At 66.2% G+C, this 16,958-nt stretch carries 17 protein-coding genes; 7 read left to right on the plus strand and 10 right to left on the minus strand.

Features of this window, described 5'->3' with window-relative positions; all coding sequences use genetic code 11:
* Nucleotides 1-2 precede the first annotated feature (2 nt).
* The 3 genes from RIA72_RS14220 to RIA72_RS14230 all read right to left on the minus strand — a co-directional run bounded on the left by RIA72_RS14220 (nt 3) and on the right by RIA72_RS14230 (nt 2,156).
* Nucleotides 3-524: an ExbD/TolR family protein gene (locus RIA72_RS14220; RefSeq protein ID WP_350032715.1), complete on the minus strand. Its 522-nt coding sequence runs from the start codon at nt 522-524 to the stop codon at nt 3-5.
* 102 nt (nt 525-626) lie between these two features.
* A complete protein-coding gene (locus RIA72_RS14225) occupies nt 627-1,436 on the minus strand; it encodes a MotA/TolQ/ExbB proton channel family protein (protein WP_502957959.1) in 810 nt (269 codons plus the stop codon).
* A 66-nt stretch (nt 1,437-1,502) separates the two neighbouring features.
* Nucleotides 1,503-2,156, minus strand: coding sequence for an energy transducer TonB (locus RIA72_RS14230; protein WP_350032716.1), 654 nt, complete (start codon nt 2,154-2,156; stop codon nt 1,503-1,505).
* A 371-nt stretch (nt 2,157-2,527) separates the two neighbouring features.
* Between RIA72_RS14230 and RIA72_RS14235 the strand changes: the two genes are divergently transcribed.
* Nucleotides 2,528-3,316, plus strand: a complete 789-nt coding sequence (locus tag RIA72_RS14235) for a hypothetical protein (RefSeq protein WP_350032717.1) — start codon at nt 2,528-2,530, stop codon at nt 3,314-3,316.
* A gap of 113 nt (nt 3,317-3,429) precedes the next feature.
* Nucleotides 3,430-4,749: a homoserine dehydrogenase gene (locus RIA72_RS14240; RefSeq protein WP_350032718.1), complete on the plus strand. Its 1,320-nt coding sequence runs from the start codon at nt 3,430-3,432 to the stop codon at nt 4,747-4,749.
* A 65-nt stretch (nt 4,750-4,814) separates the two neighbouring features.
* Here RIA72_RS14240 and RIA72_RS14245 read toward each other — a convergent pair whose 3' ends face one another.
* Complete coding sequence (locus RIA72_RS14245; protein ID WP_350032719.1) at nt 4,815-5,207, minus strand: hypothetical protein; 393 nt, start codon at nt 5,205-5,207, stop codon at nt 4,815-4,817.
* Nucleotides 5,208-5,336: 129 nt separating this feature from the next.
* Between RIA72_RS14245 and glpX the strand changes: the two genes are divergently transcribed.
* The 3 genes from glpX (at nt 5,337) to RIA72_RS14260 (ending at nt 10,454) form a co-directional block, all read left to right on the plus strand.
* Nucleotides 5,337-6,308: a class II fructose-bisphosphatase gene (glpX, locus tag RIA72_RS14250; RefSeq protein ID WP_350032830.1), complete on the plus strand. Its 972-nt coding sequence runs from the start codon at nt 5,337-5,339 to the stop codon at nt 6,306-6,308.
* 73 nt (nt 6,309-6,381) lie between these two features.
* Entirely contained in the window at nt 6,382-8,682 is a 2,301-nt protein-coding gene (gene parC, locus RIA72_RS14255) for a DNA topoisomerase IV subunit A (protein WP_350032720.1), read from the plus strand.
* Between the two features lie 122 nt (nt 8,683-8,804).
* A complete protein-coding gene (locus RIA72_RS14260; RefSeq protein ID WP_350032721.1) occupies nt 8,805-10,454 on the plus strand; it encodes a putative bifunctional diguanylate cyclase/phosphodiesterase in 1,650 nt (549 codons plus the stop codon).
* Here the strand turns inward: RIA72_RS14260 and RIA72_RS14265 are convergent.
* From RIA72_RS14265 to RIA72_RS14280, 4 genes are read right to left on the minus strand one after another with little or no spacing between them, the layout of a single operon-like run.
* Nucleotides 10,427-11,620: a CCA tRNA nucleotidyltransferase gene (locus RIA72_RS14265; protein ID WP_350032722.1), complete on the minus strand. Its 1,194-nt coding sequence runs from the start codon at nt 11,618-11,620 to the stop codon at nt 10,427-10,429. The genes RIA72_RS14260 and RIA72_RS14265 overlap by 28 nt on opposite strands.
* Nucleotides 11,620-12,204 carry a CoA pyrophosphatase gene (locus RIA72_RS14270; RefSeq protein ID WP_350032723.1) on the minus strand — a complete coding sequence of 195 codons (585 nt, stop codon included), beginning with the start codon at nt 12,202-12,204 and terminating at the stop codon, nt 11,620-11,622. The genes RIA72_RS14265 and RIA72_RS14270 overlap by 1 nt, the downstream gene beginning before the upstream one ends.
* Nucleotides 12,204-12,788 carry a DUF1285 domain-containing protein gene (locus tag RIA72_RS14275; RefSeq protein ID WP_350032724.1) on the minus strand — a complete coding sequence of 195 codons (585 nt, stop codon included), beginning with the start codon at nt 12,786-12,788 and terminating at the stop codon, nt 12,204-12,206. The genes RIA72_RS14270 and RIA72_RS14275 overlap by 1 nt, the downstream gene beginning before the upstream one ends.
* A gap of 45 nt (nt 12,789-12,833) precedes the next feature.
* On the minus strand, nt 12,834-13,337 hold the full coding sequence (locus tag RIA72_RS14280; protein WP_350032725.1) for a GNAT family N-acetyltransferase: 504 nt from the start codon (nt 13,335-13,337) through the stop codon (nt 12,834-12,836).
* Nucleotides 13,338-13,427: 90 nt separating this feature from the next.
* Between RIA72_RS14280 and RIA72_RS14285 the strand changes: the two genes are divergently transcribed.
* Together RIA72_RS14285 and RIA72_RS14290 are read left to right on the plus strand one after the other, a co-directional pair.
* The gene (locus tag RIA72_RS14285; protein WP_350032726.1) at nt 13,428-13,799 is read left to right on the plus strand and encodes a dihydroneopterin aldolase; all 372 of its coding nucleotides are present in this window, start codon (nt 13,428-13,430) and stop codon (nt 13,797-13,799) included.
* The gene (locus RIA72_RS14290) at nt 13,796-14,557 is read left to right on the plus strand and encodes an SDR family oxidoreductase (RefSeq protein ID WP_350032727.1); all 762 of its coding nucleotides are present in this window, start codon (nt 13,796-13,798) and stop codon (nt 14,555-14,557) included. Before RIA72_RS14285 ends, RIA72_RS14290 begins: the two co-directional genes overlap by 4 nt.
* 198 nt (nt 14,558-14,755) lie before the next feature.
* Here RIA72_RS14290 and RIA72_RS14295 read toward each other — a convergent pair whose 3' ends face one another.
* Nucleotides 14,756-16,189 (minus strand): NAD-dependent succinate-semialdehyde dehydrogenase, encoded by a 1,434-nt coding sequence (locus tag RIA72_RS14295; protein WP_350032728.1) that lies wholly within the window; start codon nt 16,187-16,189, stop codon nt 14,756-14,758.
* Nucleotides 16,190-16,330: 141 nt separating this feature from the next.
* Nucleotides 16,331-16,930: a TIGR02466 family protein gene (locus tag RIA72_RS14300; RefSeq protein WP_350032729.1), complete on the minus strand. Its 600-nt coding sequence runs from the start codon at nt 16,928-16,930 to the stop codon at nt 16,331-16,333.
* Nucleotides 16,931-16,958 lie beyond the last annotated feature (28 nt).

Below are 16,958 nucleotides of genomic sequence, written 5' to 3' on the forward strand. Positions count from 1 at the left end.
CCTTAGAGGCGGCCCACCGTAGCCGAGCCAGCAGCCGGTTCCGAAATGAACCCGATCTTCTGGAAGCCGGCATATTGCATCGTATAGATCACGCCGCCGATGCACTGGTACGGCGTGTTGACGTCGCCGCGGATATGCACTTCGGGGAAGTTTTCTTCGGTGATGTTCTGGGGACCGCCGATATCTTCGAGCAGCTTTTCCAGCTTCGCCTGACCGCGTTCGAGCAGTTGCCGCGAATCAACCGGGGTCTGGCCCCAATAGACTTCGCACGCCGCGCTGTCGGCGTTGGGCTTTCCATCACCGTCGGTGTCGGCCGAACGGATCGACAGCAGGACATTTTCCGGCTTCGTCGTCGTCGGCTCAAAGACCACGTCGGGCAGCTCGAGGTCCACCGTCTCCAACACCACGGGAACCGTGATGAGGAAGATGATGAGCAACACAAGCATGATGTCCACGAGCGGGGTCGTGTTGATTTCGGACATCGGGGCGTCTTCGCCGCCCTTGTCGCCTACACTCATCGCCATAGGATTAGCATCCTGTCACAAAATTATCTGTCATGGACGGCGAATAGAGGCCGTCCAGCGGACCCCGCCCACCGCGCGGCGGGCGGGGGTCCGAAAGCCGGATCAGGCCTTCTTCGGAGCCGCGGCCGGAGCAGCAGCCTTCACCACGGTCGTCGACGCCGGCTTCACCTGGCCGTTCGACATGATCGAGCCGAGAACGTCGTTCGAGAAGATCGACAGACGGCGGGCGATCATCTTGTTGCGGCTCTGGAGCCAGTTGAACGCGAGCACCGCGGGAACCGCGACGATCAGACCGATGGCGGTCATGATGAGCGCTTCACCAACCGGACCGGCAACGGTGTCGATCGACGCCTGGCCCGATGCACCGATCTTCACCAGCGCGCGGAGAATACCGATAACCGTACCGAACAGACCGATGAACGGCGCGGTCGACCCCACGGTCGCGAGGAAGGCGAGGCCCGAGTTGAGCTTCGAGTTGATGTGGTTCTGCGAGCGTTCGAGCGTGCCGTGCATCCAGTCGTGCGCTTCGACGGGGTCGGTCAGCTTGTTATGCTCTTCGTTGGCGCGCAGACCGTCTTCGACGACCTGGCGATAGGCGCTGTTCTTTTCAAGCTTTGCAGCACCATCGGCGAGCGTGGGCGCGCGCCAGAAATTGGCATCGACGGTCTTGCCCTGGCTGATCACCTTGTTCTGCTCAAAGAGCTTGGTGAACAGGATATAGAGCGTGCCGACGAACATGATCAGCAGCACAAGGAAGGTAAGCTGCGAGACGATGCCGCCTTCGCACAGCGCCGGAATCATGCCGTAGGGGTTTGTGCCTTCTTCCTTGACGCACATCGACGCGGGCATCAGCGACATGCCGACATCGTGGCTTTCCGCCGCTGCAGCGGCACTTGCGATCAGATTAAACATGCTGGTTATTCCCTCTCAAGATACTCATAAATCAGGTTAAACTGGGTCGTTGGCTCCAAGCGCCGATCAGCGCGGAATCTGCCAACGGATACGGTTGCTGTAGGTGCCGCCTGTCGGGTTGCCCGCGCGATCCTTGCCCGGGTTGAACCGCGCGCGGCGCGTAATCAGCTTGCAGGTTTCGGCATCGAGATCCGAATGCCCGCTCGACGAGGTGACGTCGCATGAGGTGACGCGGCCATCGGCGCCATAGGTCACGCGGAAACCCGTCGTTCCTTCGCGTTCCTCACGCATCGCGCGTGCCGGATAATCGTCGTTCGTCGCCCAGCGACCGGGGTTGCCACGCGGCGAACCGTCCTGGCTGAGGTCGGGGGCCGGCGGCGCAGGAGGCGCAGGCGGCGTAAAGACGGGCGGCGGCGGCGTCGGCGGTGCCTTCGGAACCGACTGGACCGTGTTGGTCGTCACCGGCGGCGGAATCGGCGACGGCGGTGTCACCACCGGCGGCGGCGGCGGCAGCTTGTTGTCCGGCGGCGGCGGCGGCGGCGGCTCCTCCGGCGGCGGCGGCTCTTCCACGTCCACCACGTCCAATTTTTCGGCGATCTTCTTGACGATACTGATATTCAGGCCGTTCACCAGGCCGTAACCCAGAACTGCCGTAAACAGACCAACCAAGACAATCGCCACTACCCTGTTTTTAGGGTCGACACTATCACCATAAGCCATTCAGGGACGACGCTCCTTGCTAGATCATCCTGACACCAATTCCCAACCGTCGGTACGGTTGCTAAATGCCCGGATGATTTCCGATGCGCATCCACAGACCCGACAGCCCTGCATCCGGCATATTATGTTCTGGCCGGACACTTCGCGCCCGTCCTATCGCGGTGGCGGCACATTCGCAAACCCTTTATCAGCGGTTAATCTGCCCTGCCCCATGATGGGGTTTCCGGCGCCGACAACGGTGCCATCATTGATGGAAAATCACGGAAAGAGGATCGATCATGCGCCTCCCCCACTTGGCCCTCGTTGCCGGCGCCTTGACTTTAACCTTTGGAATTTCAACCGTTTCTGCGATGCAGGCGCCACAGGACGCCGTGGCCGCCACCCCCTATAGCTACGCCGACATCGCCGACCTCGCCACCGCGGCCCCGATGGTGCTGCACGCACGCGTCCACCGCGCGACGCCGCTGAAAGCCGAACGCGCGCCCGGAGTCGCGCCGGCCCACACCCGACTCTATGTCGAAGCCGACGTCGTCAGCCTGATTCGCGGGGCCGGGCCGCTCGCCGCGCGAATCTCCTATCTGGTCGACCTCCCCGACGATGCGCGCGGCAAGGCGGCGAAGCTCAAAAGGAAGCAGCCGGTCCTGCTCTTTGCCCGCCCCGTCGCGAGCGCGGCGGCCGGAACGAACAGCACGGGCAGCGTCCAGCTGATCGCGCCCGACGCACAGCTGCCCTGGGACGCCGCGACCGAAGCCCAGTTGCGCGGCATCCTGACCGAACTGGTCAAGCCCGGCGCCCCGCCCGCGATCACGGGCATCGCCAATGGATTTCACGTCCCCGGCACGCTGCCCGGCGAGGGCGAGACGCAATTGTTCCTGAACACCGCCACGGGAGAGCCCGTGTCGCTGACCGTCCTCACCGCCCGCGACGGGTCGCGCCGCTGGGCCGCCGCGTTCGGCGAGATCGTCGACGGATCGGCAGCGGTGCCGGCGCGCGATACGCTGGCGTGGTACCGCCTTGCCTGCGGCCTGCCGCGCCAGTTGCCGCTGGGCAAGCTGGCCGGCACCGCGCCCGCCGACCGGCGCAAGGCCGCGGCCGACTATGCGGTGATCCTGGGCGCGCTCGGCGAATGCACACGGACCCGCAAGCCTCCGGCAGAATAAAGATCAGCTTCGCCAGGGATAAGACGCAGCGGGCTTGTATCGGACGCAAAAGCCGATAGGGCGGCCGCAACCGCGCGGGATGCGTCCCGCCGCTTTTTTTGTGGAGTCCCATCATGTCGCCTTATTCCGCCCCGACCGCCCCCCGCCCGCCGCTGCGCGTCGCGCTCGCGGGGATCGGCGTGGTCGGGGGCGGGGTCGTGCGGCTGCTCGAGGCGAACCGCGAGCTGATCGCGCGGCGTGCCGGACGGCCGATCGACATCGTCGCGGTGTCGGCACGCGACCGGCACAAGGACCGCGGGGTCGACCTGTCGCCCTATCGCTGGGAAGACGATATGGAAGCGCTGGTCTCAGCGGATGACATCGATGTCGTCGTCGAGATGATCGGCGGTGCCGACGGTTCGGCGCTGACGCTTGCCCGGCGCGCGCTCGGCGCGGGCAAGGCGCTCGTTACCGCAAACAAGGCGATGATCGCGCATCACGGCCTGGCGCTTGCCGCGATCGCCGAAGAGAAAGATACGCCGCTGAAATATGAAGCCGCGGTCGCGGGGGGCATCCCCGTGATCAAGGCGATCCGCGAAGGCGCGTCGGCGAATGAAATCGCGCGCGTCTATGGGATTCTCAACGGCACCTGCAATTATATCCTGACGCAAATGGAGCGGAACGGCGCGAGCTTTGCCGACGCGCTCAGCGCCGCGCAGGCCGAGGGTTATGCCGAAGCCGACCCGACCTTCGACGTCGACGGGATCGACGCCGCGCATAAATTGTCGATTCTCGCCGCGCTTTGCTTCGGGACGCGACTCGACATCGGCGCAGTGACCGCCGACGGGATTCGCGGCCTGATCGCCGCCGATATCCGCGAGGCCGAAGCGCTGGGCCACCGCGTCCGCCTGATCGGCATGGCCGAGCGCGACGAAAACGGCCTGTACCAGCATGTGCAGCCGTGCCTGGTCCCCGCCGACCATCCGCTCGCTTATGTCCCCGGCGCCCTGAACGCCGTCGTCGCCGAGGGCAATTTTGTCGGCCGCCTCTTTTTCGAGGGCGCCGGCGCGGGCGCGGGGCCGACCGCCTCCGCGATCGTCGCCGACATCATCGACATCGCGCGCGACGAATATGGTCCCGCCTTTGCCATGCCCGTCGACGCGCTCGACGCTGCGCCCGCCGCCGATGTCGGCGCGCGCGTCGGCAAACATTATGTCCGCCTGATCGTCGAGGACCGGATCGGCGTGCTCGCCGAGATCACGGCGGCGATGCGCGATGCCGGTGTATCGATCGAAAGCTTTATCCAGCGCGGCGACGACGAAGGCAGCGACGTCGTCATCGCGCTCGTCACCCACGAAAGCCCCGCCAGCGCCATTCATGCCGCGCTCGCGGTGCTCGGTGCCTCGGACCATGTCGTCGGCGCGCCGATGCACATGCCGATATTGGCGCTCTGACCCGCACTCTCTTACCGTCATCCCGGCGACGACCGGGAGCGGTGAGATGAGTTGGGGTCAGGCCCCTAAGGCTGGGGCGCGTCCGGCGCCGGGGGTTCACCTGTTTCGGGGTCGGTGCGCTCCTTCGCCATTTCATAAAGCGCATTATATTCGGGGCCGGGTTTCGTGCCGCCGCCGATCGACCCCCAATTATAGGGCAGCTTGTCGAGGCTCATCGCCCGCGCCTCGGCGCGCGGCAGCTTGGGCGGCGCCTCGCGGCCCTCGCGCGCGATCGCGCGCAGTTCGGGCGACAGGCGGTGGCGTTCGGTGTCGCTGCCGCAGACGGTGATCGTCCCGTCCTCGGCAGGCTTGCAGCGCCGGATGGGGTCGACAAGTTCCCTGGCATTCGCGGCCGCGCCTTCGGCATCGCGCGGCGGCGGCGGCGCGGGCGGCCCCTGCGGCTGTGCACTCGCCGTCATGGGAATGACGCACAGGGACGCGAAAGCCGCGGCGAATCGTACGAAGCATTCTCGACAAGCGGAGCGGCGGGCCATATGGCGCCCACCATGCCCGCTGGGCGCAGCAAGTAAAGACGGAGAATGGCGGACATGACGAACGGCAGCAGCAACCTCGACCGGGTGCTCGTGCTCGAAATGGTGCGCGTCACCGAAGCCGCGGCGATCGCCGCCGCCAGGCTGATCGGCCGCGGCGACGAAAAAGCCGCCGACGCCGCCGCCGTCGAAGCGATGCGCGACGCCTTCAACACGCTGTACATGGACGGCACGATCGTCATCGGCGAAGGCGAGCGCGACGAAGCCCCGATGCTCTATATCGGCGAAAAGGTCGGCAATGCGCCGGACAAGGGCCCGAAGATCGACATCGCGGTCGACCCGCTGGAAGGCACGACGATCACCGCCAAGGCCGGCCCCAACGCGCTCGCGGTGCTCGCGATCGCCGAAGAGGGCTGCCTGCTCAACGCGCCCGACGTCTATATGGACAAGCTGGCGGTCGGCCCCGGCTATTCGCCCGACGTCATCGGATTCGACAAGAGCGTGCGCGAAAATGTCGAGGCGGTCGCCCGCGAAAAGGGCGTGGCGCCCGAAGAGATCATCGTGTGCGTGCTCGACCGTCCGCGCCACGAAGCGACCATCGCCGAGCTGCGCGCGATCGGCTGCGGCGTCGCGCTGATCCCCGACGGCGATGTCGCGGGGGTGATTGCGACGACCAATCCCGAAACCAATATCGACATCTATATGGGATCGGGCGGCGCCCCCGAAGGCGTGCTCGCCGCGGCGGCGCTCCGCTGCGTCGGCGGCCAGTTCAAGGGCCGGCTGCTGTTCCGCAACGACGACGAGCGGCTGCGCGCGAAAAAATGGGGGATCGAGGACCTCGACCGCGTTTACGACCTCAACGATCTGGCGAAGGGTGACGTCATCTTTGCCGCCACCGGGGTGACGGACGGGTCGCTGCTGCGCGGCGTCAAGCATCGCCGCGGCGGCGTGCTGACGACCGAAAGCGTCGTGATGCGCGCGTCGTCGGGGACGGTGCGCTGGGTGCGCGGCGAGCATCGCGCAGGCTGATCCGCGTCGGGCATGAGCGGCGGCGACGCAAGGCTTTGCCTTGGCGCCCCAGCCTTGCTATCGGCGGCGGATAATGGCGAGCACAACCGACGACCTTCCTCCATCCGACCCCGGTAACAGCATTGATACCCCGTTCGACAGCGCACTGTCCGAACGCTATCTGGTCTATGCGCTGTCGACGATCACCGCGCGTTCGCTGCCCGACCTTCGCGACGGGTTGAAGCCCGTCCACCGCCGCCTGCTGTGGGCGATGCGCGCGATGCGGCTCGACCCCAGCCAAGGCTACAAGAAGTCGGCGCGCGTCGTCGGCGACGTGATCGGCAAATTCCACCCGCACGGCGACACCGCCGTGTATGACGCGATGGTCCGGCTCGCGCAGGATTTCTCGCTCCGCTACCCGCTCGTCGACGGCCAGGGCAATTTCGGCAATATCGACGGCGATAATGCCGCCGCCTATCGCTATACCGAGGCGCGGCTGACGCGCGTGGCGATCGACCTGATGGCAGGGCTCGACGAAGGCACGGTCGATTTTCGCCCCACCTATAATGGCGAGGATGAAGAGCCCGAGATCATGCCGGGGCTTTTCCCGAACCTGCTCGCCAATGGCGCGAGCGGGATCGCAGTGGGCATGGCGACGAATATCCCGCCGCATAACGCCGCCGAGGTGATCGGCGCCGCGCTGCTGCTGATCGAGAATCCGCACGCCGAGCTTGCCGAGCTGCTCGACCATGTGAAGGGGCCCGATTTTCCGACCGGCGGCATCCTCGCCGACAGCGCCGAAACGATCGCGCAGGCCTATGAAACCGGGCGCGGGAGCTTTCGCATCCGCGCGCGCTTTTCGACCGGCAGGGACACGGGCGGCCAATGGGAAGCCGATGGCATCGAAAAATTGTCGGGCGGCACCTGGCAGCTCGTCATCAGCGAAATCCCCTATGGCGTCGCCAAGGGCAAGCTGATCGAACAGGTCGCGCAGCTGATCGCCGACAAGAAACTGCCGATCCTGGACGACATCCGCGACGAAAGCGCCGAGGATCTGCGCATCGTGCTGGTTCCCAAGAGCCGCAACGTCGACCCCGACGTCCTGAAGGAAAGCCTCTACCGGCTGACCGACCTCGAAAGCCGCTTCGCGCTTAACCTCAACGTGCTCGACGCGACGCGCACGCCCAAGGTGATGGGGCTGAAACAGCTGCTCGCCGAGTGGCTTCAGCACCAGATCATCGTCCTCGTCCGCCGCGCGCAGCATCGCATCGCAAAGATCGACGACCGGCTCGAGCTGGTCGCCGGCTATATCATCGCCTTTCTGAACCTCGACCGGATCATCGAGATTATCCGTACCGAGGACGAACCCAAGCCGGTGATGATCGCCGAATTTACGCTGACCGACCGGCAGGCCGAAGCGATCCTCAACATGCGGCTCCGCAGCCTGCGCAAGCTTGAAGAAATGGAGCTGAAGCGCGAACAGGCCGATCTGACCGCCGAGCGCGAAGAGCTGGCGAAGCTGGTCGAAAGCCCCGCGCGCCAGCGCACGCGGCTGCGCAAGGATCTGGAGAAGCTGCGCGATGTTTACGGGCTCGACACGCCGCTCGGCGCGCGGCGCATGACGATCGCCGAGGCTGCGCCCGCGCGCGACATCCCGCTCGATGCGATGATCGAGAAGGAGCCGGTAACGGTGATCCTGTCCAAGCGCGGCTGGATTCGTGCGCAGCGCGGGCATGTTGCCGCCGACCAGTGGGGCGAGTTCAAGTTCAAGGAAGGCGACGAGCTGCTGTTCGCCGCGCACGCACAGACGACCGACAAGCTGCTGATCGCCGCGAGCGACGGACGCTTTTTCACCGTCGGCGCCGACAAATTGCCCGGCGGGCGCGGTTTTGGCGAGCCGCTGCGGTTGATGGTCGACATCGACCCCGAAGCCCATATCGTCGCGCTGACTCCCGCGAACGCCGAGGGCCGGCTGTTGCTTGCCTCGACCAGCGGCCACGGCTTTGTCGTGCAGATAGGCGACGTGATCGCCGAGACGCGCAAGGGCCGCAACGTCGTCAATCTGAAACCCAAGGCGGCGCTGGCGGTGGTGCGCGCACTCGCGCCCGATGACGACAGCGTCGCGGTGATCGGCGAGAACCGCAAGCTCGTCGTCTTCCCCCTCGCCGAAGTGCCCGTGATGGCGCGCGGTCAGGGCGTGATGCTGCAACGTTATCGCGACGGCGGCTTGTCCGACGCGGTAAGCTTTGTCTTTGCCGAAGGCTTGAGCTGGGCGATGGGCGGCGACAGCGGCCGCACGCGCACCGAGAGCGATCTTGCGCCCTGGCGGGTAGCGCGCGGCGCGGCGGGGCGAATGCCGCCCACCGGTTTTCCGCGCAACAATCGGTTCGGCTGACCCAAAAAGCGCGTAGCCGTAAATCCCTTCTTTACCCCCCGGGCCCTAGGCAGTGGGCAATGGGGAAAGGTCGCACGAAACCCGCTGTTATGCCTATTGATAGAACCGGCGAAGACCGGCCCTTGCTGTTTGTCGGTTGGATCGACGCCCTTCCTGTGCCGGCGGCGCTGGTCAGGCCGATGGAGCGCGGCAATTTCCGCCTCCATGCCAGTAACGCCGCGTTCGACCGGCTGGCCCTGTCCCCCGTCGGCGCCGACGCCCCGATCGAACTGATGCGCGCGATCGAGCGCGCATCGCAGCACCCCGACGACGCGCAGGAATTTTCGTGCCAGCTGGGCGAGGGGCCTGCGGCGCGCGACCTGCGCGGCTATATCGGGCCGCTCCCGACCGAATCGGACGATGACGGGCTGTTCCTGCTGACCCTGATCGACCGGACGCAGGAAATGATGACCGAGCGCAACCTGCGCCGCGAGCTGGTCTCCGACAGCCTGACCGGCCTGCCCAACCGCGCGGGGTTCGAGGAGCTGGTCGAACAGCGCGCGCATGGCGAAGCGCCGAGCGCCGATCACGCCGTGCTCTTGCTCGACCTCGCACGCTTTTCGCGCATCAACGAACATATCGGCCCGATGGCGGGCGACGAGTTGATCATCACCGTCGCGCGGCGGTTGAAATCGAGCTTGCGCACCGGCGACATATTGGCGCGCACCGGCGGCGACGAATTCGCCATTTCGACCCGAATCGTCGGCGGACGCGCCGACGTGCGCGAAATGGCGCGGCGCATCCGCGGCTGTTTCGACCATCCCTTTCGGATCGGCGAACTCAAGGTCAGCGTCGATTGCGCGCTCGGCTGTTCGATCCTGCCCGCGGCCGAAATCGACGTCGCGAACCAGATTCGCCACGCCCAGATCGCGCTCAAGCGGGCAAAACAGACCGATCGCATCGAAATCTATGAACCCGAAGCGGCGATGCTGTCGGACAATCGCTTCGGGCTCGAAACCGAATTGCGCAACGCGATCGAGGAAGACCGGCTGCATCTGGCCTTTCAGCCGCTCATCGAAATGGCGAGCGGGCGCGTCGCGGGGTTCGAGGCGCTGGCACGCTGGGACAATGGCGGCGGCGTCCCGGTGTCGCCGACCGAATTTATCCCGATAGCCGAGGATTCGGGGCTGATCGTCCCGCTCGGCCAATGGGCCATCGGCAAGGCCGCCGAAGTGCTGGCCGAATGGGATCGCCAGAACGGCGGCCAGATCGTCAACGCCTATTTCTCGGTCAACGTCTCTGCGATCCAGCTGGTGCGCGACGATGTTGCCGGGGTGGTCCGCCAGGCGCTCGAAAAGCATGGCATTGGCGGCGAACGGCTGATGATCGAGCTTACGGAAAGCGCGATTATCGGCGATCCCGATCTGGCGCTGTCGGTCCTGAGCGAATTGAAAGGGCTCGACGCCCGCGTCGCGATGGATGATTTCGGGACCGGCTATTCCAATCTCGCCTATCTTCAGCGCCTGCCGATCGACGTGCTCAAAATCGATCGCAGTTTCGTCGAACATATGGTCGACGACCGTGACAAGGTTGCGATCGTCCGCACGATCCAGAGCCTGGCCGAAGTGCTGGGGATGAAAACCACCGCCGAAGGCGTCGAGACGACCGACCAGGCGCGGCTGCTGTCGGCGCTCGGTTGCGACTTTGGCCAGGGTTTCCTCTTCGCGCGGCCGATGGACGGCAAGGCCGCGCTCGATTATTGGCGTCAGTCGCTCACGCGTCCGATCTTCTGATCGACAAGTTCGGCAACGCGCGCAGCGTCCGGGAAATCCTCCGCGACCCACGCGGCCTCGACCGCTTTCAGGATGCGCGCAACGTCCGGGCCCGCCGCAATTCCGCGCGCGACGATATCGCCGCCCTTCACGGGCAGCGCGGGAACCTGCCAATCCGCCAGCATGGCAAGCACCGCGGGATCGCCCGCCAGCAGATGCACGTCGCGCGCTGCGGCGATCCCGATCGCGTGGGCAAGCTGACGCACCGGACGCGCCACATCGTGACGGTGCCCGCCCAGCGCCGCGAGATGCCTGCGTTGCCGCGTCGACAGGCGCAGCCGGCTCGCCACCTGTTCGGCCACGGCGGCATCGGGGGGAAGCAGCGCGGCGAGGCGGCGGAGCGGCGCGGGCGCCGCGCCCGCCAACGCTTCATTCGCGAGCAACCGGTCGAACGCCGCCGCAAAGCCGGGGTCGAGTTCGGGCAGCAGCACGGCAAAAATGCCATCGGCGTGCATTTGCGCGACGATCGTGCGCGGGTCGGGCAGGGACAAAATCTTGGTCAGTTCGTCGGCAATGCGTTCGCGCGACAGGCTTTTGAGCGACTGCCGGGCGGCAACGACCGCCGCGTGGCTCGCCGGATCGAGCGCGCCGCGCCCGAAGCGTGCGGCGAAACGATAAAAGCGCAGGATACGCAGATGATCCTCGGCGATACGCGTCGCGGCGTCGCCGATGAACGCGACGCGCCCATTTTCGAGGTCGGCAAGGCCGCCGAACCAGTCGTCGATCGCGCCGGTGACGGGGTCGGCATAAAGCGCGTTGATCGTGAAATCGCGCCGCGCCGCATCCTCGCGCCAATCGTCGGCGAACGCCACCGTCGCGCGGCGGCCGTCGGTTTCGACGTCGCGGCGCAGCGTCGTGATCTCGTGATGATCGCCGCTGGCGATCGCGGTGACGGTCCCGTGCGCGATGCCCGTCGGAATGACCTTGATACCCGCCGCCGCGAGCCGCCGCGTCACTTCGTCCGGCAGCAATGGGGTCGCGAGATCGATGTCGGCAACGGGCAGGCCGAGCAGCGTGTCGCGCACCGCGCCGCCGACAGCCTTGACCGCACCGCCATCGGCGCTGAGCGCAGCGACGATCCGGCGCAGCCCCGGGCGTTCGCGCCATTCGGCGGCGGCAAGGCGCATCACCGGTGCCACCCGGCGGGCAGGCGCCGCGCCAGATTGACGATGATGCCCGCCGTCACGCCCCAGATCCGTCGTCCCTTCCAGTCCATGTCGTAATAATAGCGGTCCTGCCCCTGCCAATGCGCCTGCTGGCGCGCATAATTGTCGGGGTCGAACAATATGTCGAGCGGCACCTCGAACCACTCCTCGACCTCGTCGGGATTGGGATCGAAGGCGAGGTCGGGCGGGATGACGCCGAGCACCGGGGTGATATGGTAGCCGCTGCCCGACCGATAGGGTTCGGTCACCCCCGCGACCGCCACGTCGCGGCGGTTGAGGCCGATTTCCTCCTCGGCCTCGCGCAGCGCGGCGTCGATCGCGTCGCGGTCGCCGGGATCGATCTTCCCTCCCGGAAAGGCCACCTGCCCCGCGTGGCTGCGCAACCATTGGGGGCGCTGCGTCAGGATGACGCCGGGGTCGGGCCGGTCGGTGAAGGCGATCAGCACCGCGGCGTCGCGCAGCGTCGGTGTCCCGAGATAGGCTTCGTCCTCGCCCGGTCCGGGAAGCAGATTGGCGAGCGCATCGCGCAATTTCGCGGACAGCATCAGGCATCCACCAGCGGAAAACGGGCGCCGTTCGACCAGATCGCGGGCGGGTCGGCGCCCTCGGCCAGTGCGATGTCGACGATTTCATAATAAAGCGCCCGGTCGATCCGCGCGTCGAGGCCGTTCCCGATCGCGCCGCGAACATGCAGCCGCGGGTCGGGATTGTCGGGGTCGCCGCCAAAGCTTAGCGGATGGTCCGCGCCCGCGATGACGAGGTCGTCGGTGTCGAGGCGGAAGACGAGTTTACGCGTCGCCCCCTCCCCCTCGCTCTTCATCTCGACCGCGCGAAAGGGCATGTCCTCGACCGCAATCGCCAGCTTTTCGCCGGGGGTGACGAGGACATGGCTGCCGTCGGCTTCGCGGCGCAGGATCGTCGAGAAAAGCCGGACCATCGCGGGCCGGTTGATGCGCCCGCCCTCATGGTACCAGCTGCCGTCGGCGCGGATCTCCATCGCACTGTCGCCCTCGCGGACCGGATTCCAGTCGTCGACGGGCGGCAGCTTGCGCGCCGCGAGCAGTTCGGCCGCCTCGGTCAGCGAAAGCTGGGCAAAGTCCTTCGGAAGCGAGGGGGCGGGGCTGACCATCCATCCGACATAGGGGGACAGCCGCGCCGCGCAACCCCATCGCGATCAACGCGGCCCGATCATCCCTGCGCCGGTCGGCGGGACGTGCCCGTTCACGGCCCGCGCGAGCAGGCGGCGCCTCTCGAACGGTCCCGGCAAATCCCACGCGCCCGTCGCATCGGCGGTGAAGCCGAAAAAGCGGCCGTAATATTCGGGGTCGCCGATCATCATCAACGCGCCGTCGGCCTTGGTTTCGGCGGCCTCCAGCATATGCGCCATCAGCGTGCGGCCATGGCCGCCGCGCTGGACATCGGGACGCACCGCGACCGGGCCGACCATGACGAGCCGTGCGACGGTGCCGTCTGCCGCGCGGTGCACGACCGGCCAGCATTGGATCGTCCCGATCAGCGCGCCGCCTTCGACCGCCGCGAAACTCAAGGCCGGAACCGCATCCATGCCTTTGCGGATGCGGTAGGCGGTTCGTCCGAATCGGTCCGATCCGAAAGCGTCGTCGAGGAGAGTCTCGATCGCTTGCGGCTCGATACCCGACAATGGAAGTAACTCGACCAACGCACACCCTTTCGCTAATGCGGCGGCGCTTTAGGGTCCGGCGTCGGCGTTGCAAAGCCGAATGTCGCGCCCGCTCGACAGGAATTTCTTGTGACCGATACATTGTGGCTGGAAGTGACGGGCCTGACCGTCGATGTTTTGACCGGCATCTATTCCGAAGAGACGCACCTGCCGCAGCCGCTGCGCATATCGGTGCGCGCCAGGCTCGCCATGGCCGATCATTATGACCCGACGACGCCGCTCAGCCACTCCAAAAACTACATGCACCTCAAATTCGCGGCGACCGAAGCCATTCCCAAGGATGTGCATTTCGTGCTGATCGAAAGCGTCGCCGATCATATCATCGACACGCTGTTCCTGCAGGACGAAAAGGTCGAGGAGGTCGAAGTGAAGATCGTCAAGCTCGCGATCGCCGAGGAAGGCGAAGAGATCGGCATCACCATGCGGCGTGCGCGTAAATGACGCAAAAGCTGGCGCTGGTAACGGGCGGCCTCCACCGCGTCGGCGCCGCGATCGCGGCGCGGCTGGCGCGCGAGGGCTATGCGCTGGCGATCCACAAACGCCGTCCGGGCGAAGCCGATCCGGTGCTGGCCGACGCGCTCGCCGAAACCGGAGCGATCGCCCATCGCTTTGCCGCCGACCTCGCCGACCCCGCGGCGGTCGACGCGCTGCTGCCCGCGGTGATCGACAAATTCGGCCGCGCCCCCGATCTGCTCGTCAACAATGCCGCGCTCTTTGCCGAGGGGGGGTGGCAGGATGTGTCCGCCGCCACGCTCGCCGAAATGATGCAGGTCAATCTGTCGGCGCCGGTGATGCTCGCAAAGGCGCTCGTCGCGGCCAGCGAAGGGCGGCGCCCCGCGATCGTCAACATCGTCGACCAGCGCGTGCGCAATCCGGTGCCCGACCAGATTGCCTACAGCCTGTCCAAATCGGCGCTGTGGCAGGCGACGGCGACGCTGGCGGTGGCGTTCGGCGGCCGCGCGCGCGTCAACGCCGTCGCACCGGGGCTGACGATGGCGACCGACGATTATTCGGCCGCGCAGGTCGAGCGGCTGGGCGCGCGGATGCCGCTGGGCGCGCTGCCCGCACCGGCCGAAATCGCCGACGCGGTGGCCTATCTGGCACGCGCCGAAGCGGTGACGGGGCAGACGATCTTCGTCGACGGCGGCGCGCACCTGGCGCCGATGGGCCGCGATTTTGTCGCGCTGGAAAGGGATTGATCGCGGCGGGGTGATGATCGCCGGTTTCGACCGGAATACGACATGCTTTCCCTTGTCATCCCGGCGAAGGCCGGGATCTCGTCGGCGCGGTAAACCGTTAGGGCGAGATCCCGGCTGTCGCCGGGATGACGATTAAGGGGATTAAGGGACGGGCAGCTCACAGCCCCAAATTTCCCGTTTCTCCGCCTCCTGCGGCGCTCAATAAATATGCACCGCCTTGGGCACCAGATAGCTTTCGAGCCCCTCGGGTCCGCTTTCGCTGCCAAAGCCCGATTCCTTGATCCCGCCGAACGGCATGTCGGGCGTCGAAATGACAAAGCTGTTGATGCCGACCATCCCGCTTTCGATGCTATCGGCGATGCGATTGATGCGGCGCCCATTTTCGGTGAAAGCAAAGGCCGCCAGGCCATAGGGCAGCCGGTTCGCCTGTTCGATCGCCTCTTCCTCCGAACCGAACGGGCGCATGAGCGCCATCGGGCCAAAGGGTTCGTAGTTCATCGCGTCGGCGTCGAGCGGCACATCGGCGATCGCGGTCGGCTGGAAAAAATAGCCGTCGCCCGTCGCCTCGCCGCCCGCGACCACGCGCGCGCCCTTGGCCTTGGCGTCGGCGACCAAGGCTTCGAGCGCGGGTACGCGGCGCGCATTGGCGAGCGGCCCCATTTGCGTGTCGGCATCGAGACCGCTGCCGATCTTCACCTTTTGCGTGCGCTCCGCAAAGCCTTTGACGAAGGCGTCATAGACACCCTCCTGAACATAGAAGCGCGTCGGCGAGATGCAGACTTGCCCCGCGTTGCGGAACTTCTGCCACACCACGCGGTCGAGCGTCGCGTCGAGGTCGCAATCGTCGAAAATCAGCACCGGAGCGTGGCCGCCGAGCTCCATCGTGATGCGCTTTACCCCATCGGCGGCGAGTTTCATCAGATGCTTGCCCACCGCGGTCGATCCGGTGAAGCTGACCTTGCGGATCACCGGGCTGGCGAGCAGATGGCGGCTGATCATATCGGGGTCGCCATAGACGAGCTGAACGACGTCGCCGGGAATGCCCGCATCGACGATGCAGCGCATGACCGCGCTGGTGCAGCCCGGGGTTTCTTCGGGCGCCTTGGCGATCACGACGCAGCCCGCGGCGAGCGCCGGAGCGATTTTCTTTACCATCAGATTGACCGGGAAGTTCCACGGGCTGAAACCCGCGACCGGGCCGACCGGATGTTTCGTCACCATCGCGCGCTGGCCGAGCGGGCGCTGGAGCACACGGCCCTCGATCCGTTTGCCTGCTTCCGCAAAATAGTCGAACAGCCCGGCGGCCGAGAGCACCTCGCCGCGCGCCTCGCCGATCGGCTTGCCCTGTTCGAGCGTCAAAAGGGTGGCGATATGGTCGACGCGCTCGCGGATCAGCCCCGCGGCCTTGCGCATCAGTGCGGCGCGCTCGTCGGGGGTTTTCGCGCGCCATGCGGGCCAGCCGCGCGCTGCGGCGGCAAGCGCTTCGTCGAGGTCGGCGGCGGTCGCGACCGGCAGCTCGGCGATCGTGCCGGCGGTCGCAGGATTATAGACCGGCCGCGCCTCGCGCCCTTCGCCGCTTCGCCACGCGCCGGCGATGAAAAGCTGGAGGTCGGCGTCGTAGGTCGCGGTCATGTGGCTTAATCCTGTCTGATCCGTTCGCATCGAGCGAAGTCGAGATGCCGCTCGACCTTGCTCCACGCCGATGGGTGTCTCGACTTCGCTCGACACGAACGGAAATGGGGGATGGTCAGATCGCGCCCATATAGGATCGGCTCAGCGATAGTTAAAGCTGATGCTGATGCGTTCGCCCTTGCCCGCATTGGGCATCACCTCGTGCCGCAACCAGCTTTCCCACAGGAAAACGCGGCCCGCCGCCGGTTCGGCGTATACGAACGGCCGCAGATGCTCCGGCGCGTCGTCGGTGCGGCCAGGCGCAGCCATCAACATCGCAAGGCGCGGGTCTTCGAGTTTCAACGCCCCCGACCCCGGCGGAACGGCGACATAAAAGGTGCCCGACACGATGCTGTGCGGGTGGATATGGCCGCTGTGGGTGCCGCCGGGTTTCAAGATGTTGACCCACAGGCTGTCGAGCTTGAGCGGCTTGGCGAGGTCGAAGTGGCACGCCTTGGCAAAGGCCTTCACCTGCTTGTCGAGCAGCTTCTTGAGATCGTAGAAGGCCGGGTCGCGTTCGGGCAGGTCGCCGAGGCTCGCATAGCTGGTGTAGCCTTTATAGCCATGCTCGCGGCTCCACGCCTTCCCCGCGCCGTCCTCCGCGGCGAACAGCCGGCAGCTGTCCTCCAATTCGTCGAGCAGATCGGGCGTGCCGATGTCGGCCTCATAGAAATTGGTGGCGAAGAGCGTGCGAACGGGCATGATGGGCGGGAAAGCATAGGACGCCCGC

Origin of the sequence: Sphingopyxis sp. (genome assembly GCF_040216815.1) — a bacterium.
Taxonomy (GTDB): Bacteria; Pseudomonadota; Alphaproteobacteria; order Sphingomonadales; family Sphingomonadaceae; genus Sphingopyxis.